We start from the raw sequence: 17,768 nt of genomic DNA, 5'->3' as shown, positions 1-17,768 counted from the left end.
CCAGGCAAACCGTCAGATCGTCACAACCATCTTGCCGGCATTGGCGAGCGGCGTCGTCACGCCCGACAACATGGTGCGGATGTGGGCGAGGCTCTGGTAGCGGCCGTTGACCGAGAGGCGCGGCAAGGCATGCGGGAAGCCAGCGTGCTCGGCGCGCAGCACGCCGTGGCGGGTCGTCACCGCGGAGGCATAGCCGGCATCACGGGCAAAGCCCACTTCGCGGCAGCCGACGGCACTGGCATAGCCATAGGGATAGGCGAAATGACGGGGCTCGGCGCCAAGCTCAGCCCCCAACATGTCCTTCACAGCGCCGATCTCGTGCCGTGCGCCGGCCTCGGAAAGCCGCTTCAGATTGCTGTGATTGATGGTGTGGGCACCGATCGTCACCAGCGGGTGCGCCGCGATGGTGCGGATCTCATCCCAGTTCATCAACGTGCGCCGGCGCGACGCATCCACGTCGATGCCATTTGCACTGGCAAGTTCGCGCAGCACGGTCCGCAAGTCTTCCTCGCGGACTTCGGTGGTGAAGTAGGTGTGCAGCCGGGCGATGGCCTGGTGCTTCCTGGCGGGGGTCTTGCAATCGATCAGCACCGGGCCGTTCGAGGTCGCCAGGGTCAGGCGGTCGGACGCGTTGACGATGTCCTCGACCACGTCCCACCACAGATCGGCAGTGCCGTCGATCAACCCCGGCGCGACATAGATGGTGATCGGCGCGCCGTGCTTTTCCAGCACCGGCAGAGCCTCGGTCAAATTGTCCCGGTAGGCGTCGTCGGCGGTGATGGTGGCGAACCGGCCACCCTTGCCGCCTGCCTTGATGCGCTCGATCGCCTCGTCCATCGAGACGAAGGCATAGCCGCCCGCCCTCATGTCGGCGATCATGGCGTCGAGGAAGCTGGGCGAGATGTTGAGGTGCCGGTTGACGCTGTGGGGCTTTTCCGGCGTCGCCGTCACGCGGTGCAGCATCAGGATGGCGCCGATGCCGCCGACAAACGGCCTGGCCAGCGGTGCGAGGCCGGTATAGCGGGCGACGTTGAGCGCCAGTTTCCGGATTGCCTCCCCGCCGTCGATCATTCATTCACCTTTTGCGCCTAGGCTGATCCAAGCACGGAATACGCCTGAGCGAACCCCCAAATCGGGATCAATACGCCCTAAGGATTGAGGTATGGTTGACGCATCGGCGTCATTTGACGGCAATGGGCTCACGGCGACCGAAGCCTCGCCACGGGCCCTGCCGAAAGATGCCGCGGGGCTGTCGGTCTGGGTTGCCGGCGCCGAAGCGCTCGCGGCCTATGCGGGGTTCTGCCGCTCTGCGCTCTGCGCTCCGGCACAGGGTGCGATATGGATCCTGAACTGGGCCGCGCAAGTCAGGCCCGATCCGATCGTCGCGACGCTCGTTCTCGAAGGCAAACCGGTCCTGGCGCTGGCGCTGGAGGTGACCCGCCGCGGCCCGTTCCGAGTCGCCCGTTTCATGGGCGGCAGGCACGCCAACGGCAATTTTGCCGCCGCCGACCCGCAATGGCTGGCCAGGGCGGATGTCGCGGCTATCCGGTCGTTGCTTGCCGCCGTCGCCAGGGCGCGCCCCGACATCGATCTCATCGCGCTGGAACGACTGTTGCCCGACCTCGACGGCGTCGCCAATCCCTTCGCATCGTTCGATCATTTTGCCAGCCCCAACCTTGCGCTGGCCGTCGATCTCGACGGCGGCTTCGACGCGTTGCTGGCGCGTGCGAGCGGCAAGCGCAAACGCAAGAAGCATCGTTCGCAGACGCGCAAGTTCGAGGCCGTCGGCAGCCATCGGCGCATCACGGCCGCCACACCGGAAGAGGTGAACAGGCTGCTCGACGCCTTCTTCGAGATGAAGGAATCCCGCTTCCGCAAGATGGGCATTGCCAACGTCTTCGGCGACGACCACACGCGCGCTTTCTTCCGGGCATTGTTCGGCCAAGCCCTGGCCGAACAAAAACCCTCCTTCGTGCTGCACGGGCTGGAGGTTGCCGGCAGGCTGCGCGCCGTCACCGGATCGAGCTTTTCGGGCAAACGCGTGATCTGTGAGTTCGGAGCGATCTCGGAGGACGATCTCGCTCACACCAGTCCCGGCGACTTCCTGTTCTTCGACAACATCCAGGAAGCCTGCGAGACTGGCTTTGAGGTCTATGATTTCTCGGTCGGCGACGAGCCCTACAAGCGACTGTGGTGCGATATCGAAACCCGGCATTTCGAGGTGCTGGTCCCGCTGACGCTGAAGGGCCGCGCGCTGGCACAGGGGCTTCGCCAGGGTACGGGGCTGAAGGCTTTCGTCAAGAACAGCCCGATGGTCTGGAAGCTGACCAAGATGCTGCGCCGCAAGGCCGCTGGGCAGCCGGCGCCCGCCCCCGTCGAAGACGACAGCTAGGCTTGCCGCGGCTTGCTTCGGATGGCCTCGACCTCGAAGCATGACGCCGATGCAAGCTACTGGCCAAGACCGGTCATCTCTGCTGAAATCCTTCGACCACAACCTCGCTGCGAAACGATCATCATGAAGCCGACCATCCGCGCGCTGTCGCTTGAAGAACTGGCGGTCCTCGTCGACTGGGCGGCTGCCGAGGGCTGGAATCCCGGCCTTGAAGATGCCGCGACGTTCAAGGCAGCGGATCCGGAGGGCTTCATCGGTGCCTTTGTCGGAAACGAAATGGCCGCTGCGATCTCGGCTGTGGCCTATGGGCACGATTTCGGTTTCATCGGTCTCTACATCTGCCGTCCGGACATGCGCGGCAAGGGTTACGGCAAGATGGTGTGGACCGCGGGCATGGACCGGCTGGCCGGGCGCACCATCGGGCTCGATGGCGTCGAGGAGCAGCAGGCCAACTACCAGAGCAAGGGATTCACGCCGGTCTACGAAACCATCCGCTACAGCGGGCGCCCCGCAGCCGCGTCCATCGGCGCCGAGCGGCCTCGCATGGTGACGGCGCAACTGATGCCCGACATCATCGCCTATGACGCACTTTGCTTCCCCGCATCCCGGAGTTCCTTCCTGCGGCGATGGGTGCAGCCGCCGCACCATGCGCTGGCGGCGATCACACCGGGGGGAATGGCGGGCTACGCGGTGGCGCGATCCTGCCGCAGCGGCTTCAAGATCGGCCCGCTTTTCGCCGACGACATGCAGACCGCGGTCGGATTGCTCGAGGAACTGGCGAGCATATGCGAGGATGGCGACCTGAACATCGACGTACCGGCCACCCAGGTGCATTTCATCGCGGCACTCGGCGCGGCGGGTTTCTCACCGACCTTCACCACCGCCCGCATGTACAAGGGCCCGCCGCCGAAGCTCGACGCCAACAGGATATTCGGCGTGACGACGCTTGAACTGGGATAGTCCGAAGCCTGCCTCCGGACAGCGGTTCCTTCAGGCGGCGGAACGGCGTCCCGGGGTGCCCGGCGGTTCGTGGCCGATCGGCGTCACCAGCGTCAGGTCGGGATAACCGCTCTCGATCAGCTTGACCGCAGCCTGCGCCACCTCGTCGTCGGGCTCGAGCATGGACAGGAACACCTCGGTGGCATCGCCGCCCAGACGGCTGATGCCTTGTGCGTCGGCCGGTCCGCATTCGACCACCACCAGATCGTAGGCCGTGGTCAGCGACTGCATGATGATCGGCAGCCGGTCGGCGGCGCGCATGGCGCGGACCGGATCGGCGGTGCCGACTGGAATGACGTGGCAGTCGGAATAGAGATCGGCATGGATCACGTCGCCGAACTGCGCCTGCGACGCGAGCAGATCGGTGATGCCGGGAAAAAGCCCGCTGTCCAGCATCGGCCGCGAGGCGGCGCCCGAGGCGGTAAGATCGAGCAGCAGGACGCGCAGACCGGCGTCGGAAACCTCGCGCGCCACCAGGATCGCCGATGCGGCCGCCTCGTCGCCTTCGGGCGAAACGAATATGGCGCGCGCGGCTCCGCTCGCGATCAGCTTTTCAGCCGCCTTCTCGATGTCGATCTCGCCAAGCACCGAGCGCGGCCGCGCCGCCACAACAGGCTCGGGCTCTGGCACGGATTCATTCTCGGCGACAGGCTCGGCAGCAGGCCGCGCCTCCGGATCCGAGATCGTTTCGGGGGGCCATGGCGTCTCGGCGGCACGGCTGGCGGGCTCGCTGGGGATTAGCGGTTCCAGGCGGCCGGATGGCTCGGAGCGAGCCGTCGCCGGCATCGCCACCTCATCGATCGGCTCGAAACGGGCACCACTGGCCGGGCGCATGGCGCGGCCCGAAAAGAGTTCCTGCAACAGCGTGAGCACCGCCATCAGCAGCAGCGAGGCCGCAAAAGCCGCGCCGACGATCGGCCCGATCTTGGGGAAATAGGCTTCCGAAGGCACCGAGGCCTTCGAGACGATCCTGGCATCGACCGGCAGGTATTTGCGATCCTGGCGCGAAGCCGCTTCGCGGTAGTTGGTCAGGTAGAGTTCGAGCTGCTGGCGCTTGGCCGCCGCATCGCGCTGCAATGCGTCAAGATCGACCTGCTGTTCGCCGGCCTGGGCCGACGCCGCCTTCAACGTGTTGACGTCGGCGACAAGCTGGTTCTCGCGGGCCTTGGCGGTCTCGGCCTGCATCAACAGGCCCTTCATCACCTTCTGGGCCTCGCTGCGGATCTGTGCGTCGAGATCGGACAGCTGCGATTTCAGCGCGCGAATGCGCGGATGATTGTCGAGCAGCGTCGTCGACAGATCGGCGATGTTGGTGCGCAGTTCGACCTGACGCTCGCGCAGACGCTGGATCAGGTCGGATGACAGAACTTCCGGCACGGCGTCCAGCGAGCCGCCGTTCTGCAGTGCCTTGCGTACACCATCGGCTGTCGCTTCGGCCGCGGCGCGATTGGCGCGCACTTTCGACAGTTCGCTCGACAGTTCCGAAAGCTGCTGGGTGGCGAGCACCGAATTGTTGCCGCCCATCAAAAGATCGGACTGCGCGCGATAGGACGCGACCTTCGCCTCGGCATCCTTGACCTGCCGCTGCAGGGCGGCGATCTCCGGCGCCAGGAAGTCGGCGGCGGCGTTGTTCGATTCGAGCTTTGCCGCGCCCTGGCCGGCAATATAGGCGGCGGCAATGTCATCGGGTATGGCGGCCGCGAGCTTTGGATCCTCCGATGAGAACTCGATGGCGATGATGCGGGTCTTCTCGACGCCATAGACGTTGAGCTTTTCGTGCATCTTCTTGAGCACGCGCTCTTCCGTCGGAATCTCCATCGGATCGCTTTTCAGTCCGACCAGGACCAAAAGGCGGCTCAGCGGCGACATGTCGAGCGCATCGTTGAACTCTGGCAGTTTCTCCAGGCCAAGCTTCTGCGCGACCTGCTTGAGGATTTCGTTGGAGGAAATGATCTGGACCTGGGTGGCGACGCCCTGTTCATCGAGGATCGGCTTGTCGGGGTCGCTGTTGTTGCTGGCCGGCCGCGTGTACACGGATTCGCGCGGCACGATCTCCACCTGTGTCTCCGCCTTGTAGTGCCGGGTTGCCAGCGACGCCATGGCGAAGGCCAGCCCCGTCACCACCAGAACGACAAGGACTGTGCGCAGCCAGCGCCTCGCCAGGCTGGCGAAGAGCTGCTTGAGGTCAACATCGACATCTGCGGCCGCGGACTGAACGGACATGCATCCCTACTCCGAAACTAGGTCAGGATGCACCGTAAACAACTATGGTAACTCAGCCGTTAAGACCAAGGTAAGCTCTCGTTAGGAGTTGCTGGTGAGTGGCAAGAAAAAAACGATAAAATACCAAAATCCTTGCCGGCGCGGACGGGATCGGCCGGCTCCTTTACCGGCCATTAACCCTAACAGGATGATAACGAGCCTCGATATCAGATGTTTGCTGCGACGCCGCAGCGGCCAGTCGAAGGTACGTGTCCGGTCATGAAAAGCACTGCTTCCCTCTTTCGCGCGCTGCTTGCCGTATCGATGCTCGCCGGCTGCTCCAGCTACCGGCCGACGCCGGCGGCCTTCCATGAGGTCCTCGACCAACCCTATCGTCTCGGCGCCGGCGACCGCGTCCGCGTCACCGTGTTCGAACAGGACGGGCTGACCAACACCTACAGCGTCGACCAGTCCGGCTATCTCTCTTTCCCGCTTGTCGGCGCCATACCCGCGCGTGGCCACACCGCGCAGCAGATGGAAAAGGAGATCGCCGACAAGTTGCGGCAAGGCTATCTTCGCGATCCCGATGTTTCCGTCGAGATCGACCGCTACCGGCCGATCTTCGTCATGGGCGAAGTGGGCGCCGCCGGCCAGTATTCCTATGTACCCGGCCTGACGGTGCAGAAGGCCATCGCCATTGCCGGAGGCTTCACACCGCGCGCCAACCAGGAGAGCGTCGACATCACCCGCGACATCAACGGCAAGGTGATGACCGGCCGCGTGGTCACCTCGGATCCGCTGCTGCCCGGAGATACCGTCTACGTCCGCGAACGCCTGTTCTGACCGGCACCACGTGGCGGACAAGCTCAGGATCGTCCACTGCTTTCGTTCACCCGTTGGAGGAATTTTCCGGCATGTGCGCGACCTGACCGAAGCCCAGGTCGCCGCCGGCCATATGGTCGGCATCGTCTGCGATTCGACCACCGGCGGCGAATTCGAGGAGCGCCTGTTCGAGCAGATGAAGGACGTGCTGGCGCTCGGCATCCATCGCACGCCGATGCAGCGCCATGTCGGCCTGGGCGACCTCGCCTCGGCCCGGCGCACCTACAGGATCATCAAGGAATTGAAGCCGAACGTTCTGCACGGGCATGGCGCCAAGGGTGGTGCCTATGCCCGTCTGTTCGGCTCATTGTTGCGGGTATCAAGGTCTCGCGTAGCCCGCCTTTATTCGCCGCATGGCGGCTCTCTCCACTATGACGAGAGCACCGTCACCGGAAAGCTGTTCTTCGCGCTCGAGCGCATCATGGCGCGCTTCACCGATTGCCTGTTGTTCGTCTCCGACTACGAGCGGCTGACCTATCGCAGGAAGGTCGGCGAGCCGCCGATCCCGAACACGTTGGCCTACAATGGACTTCGCGCCACCGAATTCGAGCCGGTTGTCCCCAGCGCCGATGCGGCGGACCTGCTCTACATCGGCATGATGCGGGACCTCAAGGGACCCGACATCTTCATCGATGCCCTGGCCCTCGCCGGACCCCGGCTCGGCCGCGCGCTGAGCGCGGTGATGGTGGGCGACGGCGACGACCTGCCGCGCTACCACGCACAGGTGAAGCGCCTCGGACTCGAAGGCCATGTCCGCTTCCTGCCGCCGATGCCGGCCCGGGAGGCGTTTTTGCTGGCGGCGCTCGTCGTGGTTCCCTCGCGCGCCGAAGCCATGCCCTACATCGTGCTGGAAACGCTTGCCGCGGCAAGACCCATGATCGCGACCGCCGTCGGCGGCATACCGGAGATTTTCGGGTCAAGCTCCCCTGCCCTGATCCGACCCGACCCGACCGAACTCGCCGACAAGATGAGCCAGGCGCTGACCGATCTTGCCGTCTACAGCAAGCTGATGCCCGACGATGCCAGCCTCAGGGCGCGCTTCGGAGCCGACGTCATGGCCGCCGAAATCGAGAAGGCCTACTTCGCCGCGCTCGACAAGTAGGCTCAGGCCCTTCCAAAGCCATGCGTTGTTTCAAGGGTTTCTTAGCTCTCTTTTGCTAATCACCCTGGGGAAGCTTGCGGACTGTTCCATGAATGAGATCGACCCCGCGCGCCGCTTTTCACCAGAAGCGGTGCGTAAACTCGACATCCCGGCCGATGGCAATGTGCCCGGCGGCATGAACGACGTTGCCCGGCAGGTCGCCTCGCAATATCGACGGGACACGATGTCGCCGATCATGGTCAGCGGTGTCCTGCGCATGGTCGAATTCGGGGTGCTGCTGGTTTCGGGGCTCTGCGTCTATTTCCACTATGTCGGGTTCTTCAACTATCTCGCCTGGCAATATCCGCTGACGATCGCCGCCGCGTCATTCCTGGCCGTGGTGCTGCTCGACGTCACCGACTGCTACCAGGTCGTGTCCCTGATGCGGCCTATCGCCAATTTCGGCCGCATCCTGCTGGTCTGGGCCGGCGCCTTCGCACTGATGGCCTTGACGGCCTTCGCCATGAAGATGTCGCAGGACTATTCGCGCCTGCTGTTCGGCACGTGGTTCGTCGTCGGCTTCGTCTGCCTCTTCAGTCTCAGGCTGGTGATGTCGCGGCTGATCCGGCGCTGGGCACGCGATGGCCGCATGGAGCGGCGCGCCGTCATCGTCGGCGGCGGCAAGGCCGCGGAAGTCCTGATCCGCTCGGTCGAGAAGCAGCCCTACAACGACATCCGCATCTGCGGCATCTTCGATGACCGCAACGACAAGCGCTCGCCGCCGCTCGTAGCCGGCTATCCCAAGCTCGGCACCATCTCCGAGCTGATCGAATTCGCCCGCATCGCGCGCATCGACATGCTGATCGTGTCGCTGCCGCTGACCGCTGAATCGCGCGTGCTGCAGCTTTTGAAGAAACTGTGGGTGCTGCCGGTCGATATCCGCCTGTCCGCGCATTCCAACGCGCTGCAGTTTCGTCCGCGCGCCTACTCCTACATCGGCTCGGTGCCGATGCTCGACATCTTCGACAAGCCGATCAACGACTGGGATTCGGTCGCCAAGCGCGCCTTCGACATCATCTTCAGTCTGATCGGCATCGTCGTGTTCTCGCCCGTGATGCTGGCCACCGCCATCGCCATCAAGCTCGACAGCAAGGGGCCGGTGCTGTTTCGCCAGAAGCGGCATGGTTTCAACAACGAGATCATCGAGGTCTACAAGTTCCGCTCGATGTACACGGACCGGTCGGACCCGACCGCCAAGCAGACGGTGACCCGCAATGACCCGCGCGTCACCCGCGTCGGCCGCTTCATCCGCAAGACCTCGATCGACGAATTGCCGCAGTTCTTCAACTCGCTTTTGGGCTCGCTGTCGCTGGTCGGTCCGCGCCCGCATGCGATCGCCGCGCAGTCGCACAACCTTCTCTACAACGAAGTTGTCGACGGCTACTTCGCCCGCCACAAGGTCAAGCCCGGCGTCACCGGCTGGGCGCAGATCAATGGCTGGCGCGGCGAGATGGACACCAACGAGAAGATCCGCATGCGGACCGAATACGACCTTTACTACATCGAGAACTGGTCGCTGCTGTTCGATCTCAGAATCCTGTTCCTGACACCGATCCGCTTGCTCAACACGGAAAACGCCTATTGAGCGCGACCTCCTTTGAGCTGCCGCCGGGCGCGGTCAACGCCAAGCTGATCGCGATGATCTCTTCGGGGGCGGTCGTGCTGGGCATCCTGCTGTCCGGTTTCGTCATCAGCGAACCGGCGCCCTATGAACTCTACATGGCCGGGCTGATCGCCATCTGGGCTCTTTTCGGCCTGAGGATTTCCCGTGCGGCCCTGCCGCTGCTGGTGCTGCTGGTGACGATGAACATCGGCGGCATGATTTCGATGACGCAGATGGCGGATCTCGCCAACACGCCGCTTTACCTTGCCGTGTCCCTGTTCCTCGCCTTCAGCGCGGTGTTCTTCGCCTCGGTGACAGCCACGCAGCCAGGCCTCTACCGGCTGATCTTCATTGCCTATGTGATCTCCGCGGTGATGACCTCGCTGCTCGGCATAGCTGGCTATTTCCACGCCTTCCCCGGCGCCGAGATGTTCACCAAATACGACCGTGCCGCCGGCGCCTTCCAGGACCCGAACGTGTTCGGGCCGTTCCTGGTGCTGCCCGGCATCTACCTGCTCTATTTGATCCTGACCGGCACGGTTTCGCGCATGCCGCTGCTGGCGGTGCCGCTGCTGATCATCACAGCCGGCATCTTCTTCTCGTTCTCGCGCGGCGCCTGGGGCATGTTCGCGGTTTCGGCGGTGCTGCTCACCGGCTGCCTGTTCCTGCAGAGCGCCAGCGGCATGTTCCGGCTGCGCGTGGTGATCATGACCGTCGCCGCGCTGTCGCTGCTGACGATCGCCATCATCGTCATCCTGCAACTGCCCGGGGTGTCGGAAATGTTCTCCAACCGCGCGCATCTCGAACAGAGCTACGACACTGCCCGCCTCGGCCGCTTCGCCCGCTACACGATCGGTTTCCAGATGGCGATGGAGCATCCGTTCGGCATCGGGCCGCTGGTCTTCGGCACGATCTTCGGCGAGGACACGCACGACATCTGGCTGAAGATGCTGATGGACTATGGCTGGCTCGGCTTCGTGTCGTTCCTGACGCTCGTCCTGTGGACGATCGCAGCCGGGTTCCGCATCCTGCTGCGCGACCGGCCGTGGCAGCCCTATCTCTTGTGCGCCTATGTCGCCTTCATCGGCAATGTCGGACTTGGCACCTTCATCGATATCGACCACTGGCGCCATATGTACCTGCTGCTCGGGCTGATCTGGGGCGCCATCGCGCTCGAATACAGGCACCAGCGGCTGTTGCGGCCGGTATTGCGCGGCTCACCGACACCTGCGATCGCGGCAACATAATAAACGCCGAATTTCGGTTGACCCGAGCGGGGTTATCACGATACATCGCGACCGGTCCGGAGTGTAGCGCAGCCCGGTAGCGCACTTGACTGGGGGTCAAGGGGTCGTCGGTTCGAATCCGGCCACTCCGACCATTTTAGAACAAGGACTTGCCCCAAAAGTCCTACTCTCAGTTCCGGCGTACTGCGCAGGATGACTGATGGAGTAACAGAGCTGCTTTGGGCTCTTTCATTGATTTCCGAGCGTTTCCTGCGACTATCGACGGGTATGAAGGGGGAATTCGAGATGGTGATCTGTCGCGCTACTCTGGCGTGCATAGTTCTATGGTGCATCGAACTGCAGCCAGCCTCTGGCGAGGAACTCCGTGCGTTCGGACATGACATTTCGATACTGAAGAACAAGGTTGATCAAACTCAGGATCAGCTATCAGTCGATGGAAAAGTCATACACACAAACGAGTATGTCAGTTTCGACGAAATCGCCGTCGTAAACGGCACGCCGCTCATTGTCGGCGACTCGAGCCCGGGTGGCAATGCATGCGACGCAAGCCCCTTCGTCTTGTCTTTTCCGGCGGGAAAGGCGCCTCGGCTTGACGGGCCTTTGGAAAGCTGCGCGGTCGTATCTCGAAGAGTCGAAGCTAGTCGCATCGTGTTTGAAACCTCCGCGACGGCGGCCGCCAACGGTAAGACCTGGATTTGGACAACGAACGGCTTTGCCGAAGGCCCGCCTACCCTCTTCTCTTCAGATCAAACGAAGGGCTGGGATGATCTTCGGGCACGTGAAGTACGGCACCCAGCCGACCTTTTCAAATATGGCGAAGTTGCCAATCAAATTTATACATTGCTCGCTGAAAGCCGAGCAGACATCTTGCCGATAATGGAAGGGGTTGGGTCAGCCGCGTACGACGGGGACTATATAGTCGCAACATCGTGCCTGCCGCACATGTGCATGTCTATTGAACAGATCACTGTTGCCGCTTTGCGAGATCGGAAAATTTATATGGCTTGGAAGCTGGACAACCAGAAAATAGTTGTACGGCCACCTGTAGGTAAGTGGCCGCAGAAAGCCCGAAGTGCCCTTTCGCTATGGGCTCAAAAGTGGAAGTGAATCATTCCTCGAATCAGTCTTGTCGCCGACGCAGCCTCCATACCAAAGCCCGCCAAGTGCGGGCTTTTTCATCCCCGAATGAAAACCGAACACCTAACGTCTTCCTCAAGGAATCGCTCTACTGGTGCAGATCTGGTCCGTTGACTGATATACGGATTTCGGGGCCGAGCGCTCTACAAGCCCTTTACTGGGCTCGATTTGCGCCTGGAAGTGTCAGGTCAGTGTAGGCACAGTGATCGGTGGAAGATTGGACCAAGGCAAAATACAGCTAGTTGCAAAAAGGTCACACACTTTTAACGCGACCCCGGCTATTGTCCTGGACGAGGGGTTTACTTGGTTTGGGAGAAATACGTGAATAGGTTCTTAGCAATTCTGGCTGTTGCCGCTCTGTCGGCAAGCACTGCCTCAGCAGCCGACATGGTGACCCCGGTTGCGGGGTCGGCCTATGACTGGAGCGGTTTCTATGTCGGTGGCCATATCGGCGTTGCCAATGGTGACATCACGGCGACGGACATGACCGAGCCAAACGGCGGCTTTTTCACTGAGCTCGTTCCGGCCGGAACAGAGGGCTTTGACTTCAACAAAGCCGGCGTAGCCGGGGGTATCCATGCGGGCGCGCAATGGCAGTGGGGGCAATTCGTTCTGGGCGGTGAGGCGACCTGGACTGCAACGGGCATCCGCAAAACCATCACGAGCCCCTATTATTCGGACAGTGACACCGAGACCGCCAAAATCTCGAATTATGCCACGGTCGTTGGCCGTGTCGGCTACGCCTTCGATCGCGTGCTGATTTATGCGAAGGCGGGCTATGCCGGCGGCAAGGTGGATTTCCGCGCCCGAGACAATGACGCTCTCGTGTCCTACGAGAAGAATGAGTGGCAGAACGGCTATGCGCTCGGCGCCGGCATCGACTACGCCCTTACGAACAACCTCTCGCTGGGCGTGGACTACACCCACATTGACCTCGGTCACAAGACGAGCACGGGCGACAACGTTTACGATGACGGGCACCTCGGTGACAATCCTGAGACGTATCGCACCGAGGCAAAGGTCGATGCCGTGATGGCCAGGCTAACCTACAAGTTCGGAATGGGTCAGTAGTTAGCCGTTTGGGCTTCAGCATCTAAGCGTCACGGGGAGCCCGCGAGGAGCTCCCCTATTCGCATCTGGTTTTCATGACCCCATTGGTCGATTAGGGCGACGGCCCTGCCCGGTCGCGGCCTATCCCTGGCAGACATCCACCCATTCAGCGCCTGTAAGCTCAACCATCCTCCGCGGCGTAATCCGCACCGCCGCGTTGGTGGCGCCTGCTGCAGGCACGACCTCTTCGAATTCGCGCAGCGACACGTCGCAATAGACCGGCAGCGGCGCCGGCAGGCCGAACGGGCAGACACCGCCGACCGGATGGCTCGTGGCGGCGACGACTTCCTCCGCGTCCAGCATGCGCGGCTTGCCGGCGAACTGATCCTTGAATTTGCGGTTGTCCAGCCTTGCGATGCCGCTGGTCACAACCAGCATGGTGCGGTCGCTGACGCGAAGGCAGATCGTCTTGGCGATCTGCGCCGGCAACACGCCATGCGCCTGCGCCGCCAGCGTCACGGTCGCCGAACTCGCTTCGGTGACGATGACCTCGATATCAGGCGCATGAGCGGCGAAGAACGCACGAACGGATTCCAGGCTCATATCGAAAACCCCCAGGGTTCAAGGATGCCGCGCGTATAAACACGTGCGATTTGCAAGTCGGCAAGCCCGGTCGGCGGTAAAACCCCATGGCCTCAGCAAGAAACCCGCCAAGGGGCCTTGGCGGGTTTCTCGGGCATGCCTGGCACTGGTTTATGCCAGGGGTCGGCCTTGTGCGGCCGGAGTGGTGGCTGCCGAAGCAATGAGAGTGTCCTGAGGAAGCCGAAGCGCGGACGCAATACGACGCAGCTTCGCCGGATCGGCTGCCCTGCCGTTCTCGATGTCCTCGATTTCGTCGACCGACAGGCCGCACGTCAAGGAAAGCTCTTCCAAACTGTATCCGCGGGTTTCCCGCATGGCCTTGAGGGCACTGTAATCTTGCCCGATCTCACTGGCTAACGGTTCGGAGAGGGCATGGCTTTTTGCATTTTTGGGCATTGGCAACTCCGTTGGCTGAAAGAGTTTGATCAAAATGGGATGTTGCCTGAGACGATGGGAAGATGCCCGCTCAGCGGCGATTTGCCAAGTCCCAAAAAGACCGTCACGCTATCGTGAAGCAGGGGGTCCGCGCGGCGCCCCGGCCACCTCGTCCCGATCAAGTTGTTTTGAACGCCGAAGCGCCTTTTGCTCGGCATTTTGGCCACGCCCATTCGTTGTCCTGGCGTTGCTGGCATGAAAGCCGATCGGCTCAGCCAGCCTTTTCCTGGCCAGTCTTTTCCTGGCCAGCCTTTTTCCTAGAAGGACATACGCAAATGAAGCTCAAGACATCCCTCCTCGTGCTCGGCACGATTTCCATGCTTTCCGGCGCTGGCGTGGCTGCCGCCCAAGCAGCGGATGCGCTGCGCGTGCGCGGCACGGTCGTCGGTTTCGAGCCGTCGCTGCTCACGGTGAAAACCCGCCAGGGTGAAACCTCGGCGATCAAGCTCAATGCCGGCTGGAAGGTTTCAGGCGTCGCCAGCGCCTCCATGAAGGACATCAAGCAGGGCGACTTCCTCGGCATCGCCTCCGTCTCGAAGGCGGATGGCGGCAGCGGCGCGCTGGAAGTGGTGGTCTTTCCGGCAGCTCTGAAGGGCACCGGCGAAGGTGATCGGCCATGGGACCTGCAGCCGAACAGCCACATGACCAACGGCACCGTCGCCGACGTCACCGACATCAACGGACGATCCGTCACGCTGACCTACGACAACGGGCAGACCAAGAAGATCTCGATACCCTACAGCACGCCTGTCGTGACCTTCGCCCCGGCCACGCCGACCGATCTCAAGCCAGGCGCAACGGTCTTCGTCACCGCGCAGCGCGAGGCCAACGGCACACTGAGCTCCAGCCGCGTCGTGGTGGGAAACAAAGGCGTGGTACCGCCGATGTAGTGGAAACCCGCGGCAAAACGCGGCTTTTGGCCTGCGCGATGAAGACGGCGAAAGCCTGGATTTCCCGGAAATAGTCCAGAAACAAGATTCTACAATCGGGAAATACTGACGAAAAAATCAGGGAGCGTAATCGCCATCGCGGCGGTCGGGTTGTCGGCCCGTTTCATACCTGTCCGCGAAAAGAAGGAAACGATCCATGAAGAAGTCTCTCCTCTCCGCCCTCGGGCTTGCAGCCGCGCTTGCTTTCACGGTGCCGGTAATCGGTGCAACAAGCGCTGATGCGGCGCCGATGGCAAAGCATCATCGTCACCACCATCATCATCGCCACCACCATCGCTATCACCGTCACCACCACCATCATCACCACCACATGAAGAAGATGGGCAACAAGGCCTAAGGATTGCCAATGAGAAGACCGGCCTTGGCTTCCCTGTTCAAGGCTGGTCTTCTCCTGGTTCAAGAGGCGCGATTGCGGGCCGTATCGATCCGGCGTTCGCCGGCGAGATCGGGCGGCTCTGGCGGTTCGACCGATCCGCGTTCCTGCGGCGGCGCCACAAAGGTGCCGTGGCCCTCTATGCCGACGCACTTCGCGCTCGGCTCGCATGGACGGGCATCAGCGCCGGCTGAACAGCAGGCTGGCTACCAGGCCGAGCACCACAAGCCCGACCGCCGCGGCCGCCGCCGGATGGTCACGGGCCGATTTTTCGATCACCCTGCCCTGCTTGCGGATCGCCGGCATGGCATCGCGCAGGCGTCCGGCCAGATCTGAATAGGTGTCGAGCGCGGCGTCACGACCGTCTTCGTAGTAAGCGCCGCTCCGTTGGGAGACGGCCTTTTTCAACGCCGCCAATTCCCTGGAGAGGGCCGCGATCTGCCTGTCGAGGTCAATGTCCGAAAGGGTCGAGAACGATGCCATGACGTGCTTCCTTCATTTGCAGAAGGAAACGTAACGCCTCACCCGCAGGCGGGTTCCGGTTTGCCCACCGGAGCCTTCGTGCGCCGGTCAGCGCACCTGGTCGAGCAGGCGCTTGCATTCCAGGAGGTCGAACAGCGCCTCCTGCAGCAGCGCGCGGTTGTCGCGCGAGAGTTTCGACGCGTCCGGCTGGACCGGACCTTCCTCATCGCCCTTGCCGAGGCCGAAAAAGCGCCGGCTGGGCTTGACCCTTGGCTGGCCAACCAGTTCATCGTCCCCGCCGCGTGGCTGCGCCGCCGGCGTCAGCGGCACCTGGTCGGCCTGCTTGCGCTGCGAGATCGCCTCGACGGCGGCCATGTCGCCATTGCCGATGGCGACCAGGAAATGATTGCCGTTTTCGCGCAACAGCTTCTGCACGCCTTTGATCGTGTAGCCCTGGTCATAGAGCATGTGACGGATGCCCTTGATCAGTTCGACGTCCTGCGGGCGGTAGTAGCGGCGGCCGCCGCCACGCTTCATCGGCTTGATCTGGTTGAAGCGCGTCTCCCAGAAACGCAGCACATGCTGTGGCAGGTCGAGATCTTCGGCGACCTCGCTGATGGTACGGAAGGCGTCAGGGCTCTTGTCCATGGGCGAAATCCTCACGCTGGAGCGTGATCCGGAACGGTCTTCAGAGGGGATCACGCTCAACCAAGAGAAAGCTCATTCCGTTTGCGCGGAATGGATCTTACGCAGAACACCAATCCGGCCATGCTGCCGAATCGGGTCTTATTTCAGCGGTTTGTGAAACAATATTCAAGCCCGGTGTCATGGCGGGGCCGGTTTTCAACCGTACAATGGATGCACCTTGGGAGGCTACTTGCCGCCCTTGGCCTTGCTGTTCTGGTGAGAACGCAGGATGCGGTTCTTCAGCACGTTCGACGACTTGAAGGTCATCACCCGGCGCGGCAGGATCGGCACCTCTTCACCCGTCTTGGGATTGCGCCCGATACGCTCGTTCTTGGAGCGGACATGGAATGTCGCGAATGACGATAATTTCACCGTCTCGCCACGAACGATGGCTTCGCAGATTTCGTCCAGCACCGCTTCGACAAGCTCCGCGGATTCAGTCCGCGACAGACCGACCTTTCGGTAGACGGCCTCGGCAAGGTCGGCGCGCGTAAGTGTCTTTCCCCCCATGCGACCGTCCCATCAGTTCAAACATAAAATCGGCACAACAGCCGCAGAGCCTAAGTAATTGATCCGGCAAGGTCAAGGACCGAAACCGGACCGTTTGGCAACTTACCAACGAACCAGAACAGCGCCCCAGGTGAAGCCGCCGCCCATCGCTTCCAGGAGCACGAGGTCACCCTTCTTGATGCGGCCATCGGCAACGGCCACCGACAACGCCAGCGGTACGGAAGCAGCCGAGGTGTTACCGTGCAAATCGACGGTAACCACCACTTTTTGGTCATCTATCCCGAGCTTCCTGGCGGAAGCGTCAATAATTCGTTTATTGGCCTGATGCGGCACAAACCAATCCAGGTCGGCGGCCGTGATGCCGGCGTCCGCGAAGGTCGCCTCGATGACGTCGGTGATCATGCCGACCGCATGCTTGAATACTTCGCGGCCTTCCATGCGGAGGTGGCCGACCGTTCCCGTGGTCGATGGGCCGCCATCGACAAAAAGCTTGTCCTTGTGCGCCCCGTCGGAGCGCAGGCTGGCCGCCAGAACGCCACGGTCGGCGATCGTGCCGCTGCCCTCCCCGGCTTCCAGAACCAGCGCGCCGGCACCGTCGCCGAACAGCACGCAGGTCGAGCGATCGCTCCAGTCGAGAATGCGCGAAAAGGTCTCCGAGCCGATCACCAGCACGCGCTTGGCCAGGCCGCCACGAATGTAGAGATCGGCCGTCGTCACCGCATAGACAAAGCCGGAGCACACCGCCTGCATGTCGAAGGCAAAGCCGTGATGCATGCCAAGCCGGTTCTGGATGTCGACCGCGGTGGCAGGGAACGTGTTGTTGGGCGTCGAGGTCGCCAGCACGATCAGGTCGATGTCGTCCGGCGTCAGCCCTGCATCGGCTAGTGCCGCGCGCGCCGCGGCCTCACCCAGGGAAGCCGTCGTCTCGTCGTCGGCCGCGATGTAGCGTTGGCGGATGCCGGTGCGCTGGGCGATCCACTCGTCCGAGGTTTCGACCATGCCTTCGAAATCGGCATTCTTCATGATGCGGTGGGGCAGCGCGGGGCCGGGGCCGCG

At 62.5% G+C, this 17,768-nt stretch carries 18 protein-coding genes and 1 tRNA gene; 11 read left to right on the top strand and 8 right to left on the bottom strand.

What is annotated here, in order from left to right:
• Positions 1-12: 12 nt before the first annotated feature.
• Positions 13-1,071, bottom strand: coding sequence for a polysaccharide deacetylase family protein (locus LB577_RS10475; RefSeq protein ID WP_224686653.1), 1,059 nt, complete (start codon positions 1,069-1,071; stop codon positions 13-15).
• Between the two features lie 91 nt (positions 1,072-1,162).
• Between LB577_RS10475 and LB577_RS10470 the strand changes: the two genes are divergently transcribed.
• Together LB577_RS10470 and LB577_RS10465 are read left to right on the top strand one after the other, a co-directional pair.
• Positions 1,163-2,392: a GNAT family N-acetyltransferase gene (locus LB577_RS10470; protein ID WP_224686652.1), complete on the top strand. Its 1,230-nt coding sequence runs from the start codon at positions 1,163-1,165 to the stop codon at positions 2,390-2,392.
• Between the two features lie 123 nt (positions 2,393-2,515).
• Complete coding sequence (locus LB577_RS10465; protein WP_224686651.1) at positions 2,516-3,352, top strand: GNAT family N-acetyltransferase; 837 nt, start codon at positions 2,516-2,518, stop codon at positions 3,350-3,352.
• Between the two features lie 30 nt (positions 3,353-3,382).
• Here LB577_RS10465 and LB577_RS10460 read toward each other — a convergent pair whose 3' ends face one another.
• On the bottom strand, positions 3,383-5,614 hold the full coding sequence (locus tag LB577_RS10460; RefSeq protein ID WP_224686650.1) for a GumC family protein: 2,232 nt from the start codon (positions 5,612-5,614) through the stop codon (positions 3,383-3,385).
• Positions 5,615-5,872: 258 nt separating this feature from the next.
• On the opposite strand from LB577_RS10460, the gene LB577_RS10455 reads away from it, so the two are divergent.
• From LB577_RS10455 to LB577_RS10425, 7 genes are all read left to right on the top strand, one after another.
• Positions 5,873-6,436, top strand: a complete 564-nt coding sequence (locus tag LB577_RS10455) for a polysaccharide biosynthesis/export family protein (protein ID WP_013532220.1) — start codon at positions 5,873-5,875, stop codon at positions 6,434-6,436.
• Between the two features lie 10 nt (positions 6,437-6,446).
• Positions 6,447-7,577, top strand: coding sequence for a glycosyltransferase (locus LB577_RS10450; protein WP_224686649.1), 1,131 nt, complete (start codon positions 6,447-6,449; stop codon positions 7,575-7,577).
• Positions 7,578-7,665: 88 nt separating this feature from the next.
• Entirely contained in the window at positions 7,666-9,201 is a 1,536-nt protein-coding gene (locus LB577_RS10445) for an undecaprenyl-phosphate glucose phosphotransferase (protein WP_023764091.1), read from the top strand.
• A complete protein-coding gene (locus LB577_RS10440) occupies positions 9,198-10,466 on the top strand; it encodes an O-antigen ligase family protein (protein ID WP_224686648.1) in 1,269 nt (422 codons plus the stop codon). The genes LB577_RS10445 and LB577_RS10440 overlap by 4 nt, the downstream gene beginning before the upstream one ends.
• Positions 10,467-10,523: 57 nt before the next feature.
• Positions 10,524-10,600, top strand: a tRNA-Pro gene (locus LB577_RS10435).
• Positions 10,601-10,658: 58 nt separating this feature from the next.
• Positions 10,659-11,573, top strand: a complete 915-nt coding sequence (locus tag LB577_RS10430) for a hypothetical protein (protein WP_224686647.1) — start codon at positions 10,659-10,661, stop codon at positions 11,571-11,573.
• Between the two features lie 351 nt (positions 11,574-11,924).
• Positions 11,925-12,674 carry an outer membrane protein gene (locus LB577_RS10425; RefSeq protein WP_224686646.1) on the top strand — a complete coding sequence of 250 codons (750 nt, stop codon included), beginning with the start codon at positions 11,925-11,927 and terminating at the stop codon, positions 12,672-12,674.
• 120 nt (positions 12,675-12,794) lie between these two features.
• Here the strand turns inward: LB577_RS10425 and LB577_RS10420 are convergent, their stop codons facing one another.
• Both LB577_RS10420 and LB577_RS10415 read right to left on the bottom strand, forming a co-directional pair.
• Positions 12,795-13,256: a YbaK/EbsC family protein gene (locus tag LB577_RS10420; RefSeq protein ID WP_224686645.1), complete on the bottom strand. Its 462-nt coding sequence runs from the start codon at positions 13,254-13,256 to the stop codon at positions 12,795-12,797.
• A 150-nt stretch (positions 13,257-13,406) separates the two neighbouring features.
• Positions 13,407-13,691: a helix-turn-helix domain-containing protein gene (locus LB577_RS10415; RefSeq protein ID WP_023764088.1), complete on the bottom strand. Its 285-nt coding sequence runs from the start codon at positions 13,689-13,691 to the stop codon at positions 13,407-13,409.
• Positions 13,692-14,005: 314 nt separating this feature from the next.
• Here LB577_RS10415 and LB577_RS10410 point away from each other — a divergent pair, with 314 nt between their 5' ends.
• A complete protein-coding gene (locus LB577_RS10410) occupies positions 14,006-14,620 on the top strand; it encodes a hypothetical protein (protein WP_224686644.1) in 615 nt (204 codons plus the stop codon).
• A 196-nt stretch (positions 14,621-14,816) separates the two neighbouring features.
• A complete protein-coding gene (locus tag LB577_RS10405) occupies positions 14,817-15,017 on the top strand; it encodes a hypothetical protein (protein ID WP_224686643.1) in 201 nt (66 codons plus the stop codon).
• A gap of 216 nt (positions 15,018-15,233) precedes the next feature.
• Here the strand turns inward: LB577_RS10405 and LB577_RS10400 are convergent, their stop codons facing one another.
• The 4 genes from LB577_RS10400 to LB577_RS10385 form a co-directional block, all read right to left on the bottom strand.
• On the bottom strand, positions 15,234-15,536 hold the full coding sequence (locus LB577_RS10400) for a hypothetical protein (protein WP_224686642.1): 303 nt from the start codon (positions 15,534-15,536) through the stop codon (positions 15,234-15,236).
• A gap of 87 nt (positions 15,537-15,623) precedes the next feature.
• The gene (locus tag LB577_RS10395; RefSeq protein WP_013895974.1) at positions 15,624-16,163 is read right to left on the bottom strand and encodes a MerR family transcriptional regulator; all 540 of its coding nucleotides are present in this window, start codon (positions 16,161-16,163) and stop codon (positions 15,624-15,626) included.
• A 225-nt stretch (positions 16,164-16,388) separates the two neighbouring features.
• A complete protein-coding gene (locus tag LB577_RS10390; RefSeq protein WP_010915609.1) occupies positions 16,389-16,712 on the bottom strand; it encodes an integration host factor subunit alpha in 324 nt (107 codons plus the stop codon).
• 102 nt (positions 16,713-16,814) lie between these two features.
• The coding region (locus LB577_RS10385) for a beta-ketoacyl-ACP synthase III (RefSeq protein ID WP_224686641.1) at positions 16,815-17,768 on the bottom strand (954 nt) is incomplete at its 5' end.

Source organism: Mesorhizobium sp. B283B1A (assembly GCF_020165735.1).
GTDB lineage: Bacteria > Pseudomonadota > Alphaproteobacteria > Rhizobiales > Rhizobiaceae > Mesorhizobium > Mesorhizobium opportunistum.
Note: the sequence above shows the minus strand (reverse complement) of the source record. Positions and strands in the feature narration are given on the sequence as shown.

Excerpts from the sequence above, each read along its gene's own strand:
- LB577_RS10400 (WP_224686642.1), bottom strand. The coding sequence starts at position 15,536 with ATGGCATCGTTCTCGACCCTTTCGGACATTGACCTCGACAGGCAGATC.
- LB577_RS10420 (WP_224686645.1), bottom strand. The coding sequence starts at position 13,256 with ATGAGCCTGGAATCCGTTCGTGCGTTCTTCGCCGCTCATGCGCCTGAT.
- LB577_RS10395 (WP_013895974.1), bottom strand. The coding sequence starts at position 16,163 with ATGGACAAGAGCCCTGACGCCTTCCGTACCATCAGCGAGGTCGCCGAA.
- LB577_RS10415 (WP_023764088.1), bottom strand. The coding sequence starts at position 13,691 with ATGCCCAAAAATGCAAAAAGCCATGCCCTCTCCGAACCGTTAGCCAGT.
- LB577_RS10460 (WP_224686650.1), bottom strand. The coding sequence starts at position 5,614 with ATGTCCGTTCAGTCCGCGGCCGCAGATGTCGATGTTGACCTCAAGCAG.
- LB577_RS10405 (WP_224686643.1), top strand. The coding sequence starts at position 14,817 with ATGAAGAAGTCTCTCCTCTCCGCCCTCGGGCTTGCAGCCGCGCTTGCT.
- LB577_RS10390 (WP_010915609.1), bottom strand. The coding sequence starts at position 16,712 with ATGGGGGGAAAGACACTTACGCGCGCCGACCTTGCCGAGGCCGTCTAC.
- LB577_RS10475 (WP_224686653.1), bottom strand. The coding sequence starts at position 1,071 with ATGATCGACGGCGGGGAGGCAATCCGGAAACTGGCGCTCAACGTCGCC.
- LB577_RS10430 (WP_224686647.1), top strand. The coding sequence starts at position 10,659 with ATGACTGATGGAGTAACAGAGCTGCTTTGGGCTCTTTCATTGATTTCC.
- LB577_RS10455 (WP_013532220.1), top strand. The coding sequence starts at position 5,873 with ATGAAAAGCACTGCTTCCCTCTTTCGCGCGCTGCTTGCCGTATCGATG.
- LB577_RS10465 (WP_224686651.1), top strand. The coding sequence starts at position 2,516 with ATGAAGCCGACCATCCGCGCGCTGTCGCTTGAAGAACTGGCGGTCCTC.
- LB577_RS10470 (WP_224686652.1), top strand. The coding sequence starts at position 1,163 with ATGGTTGACGCATCGGCGTCATTTGACGGCAATGGGCTCACGGCGACC.
- LB577_RS10445 (WP_023764091.1), top strand. The coding sequence starts at position 7,666 with ATGAATGAGATCGACCCCGCGCGCCGCTTTTCACCAGAAGCGGTGCGT.
- LB577_RS10410 (WP_224686644.1), top strand. The coding sequence starts at position 14,006 with ATGAAGCTCAAGACATCCCTCCTCGTGCTCGGCACGATTTCCATGCTT.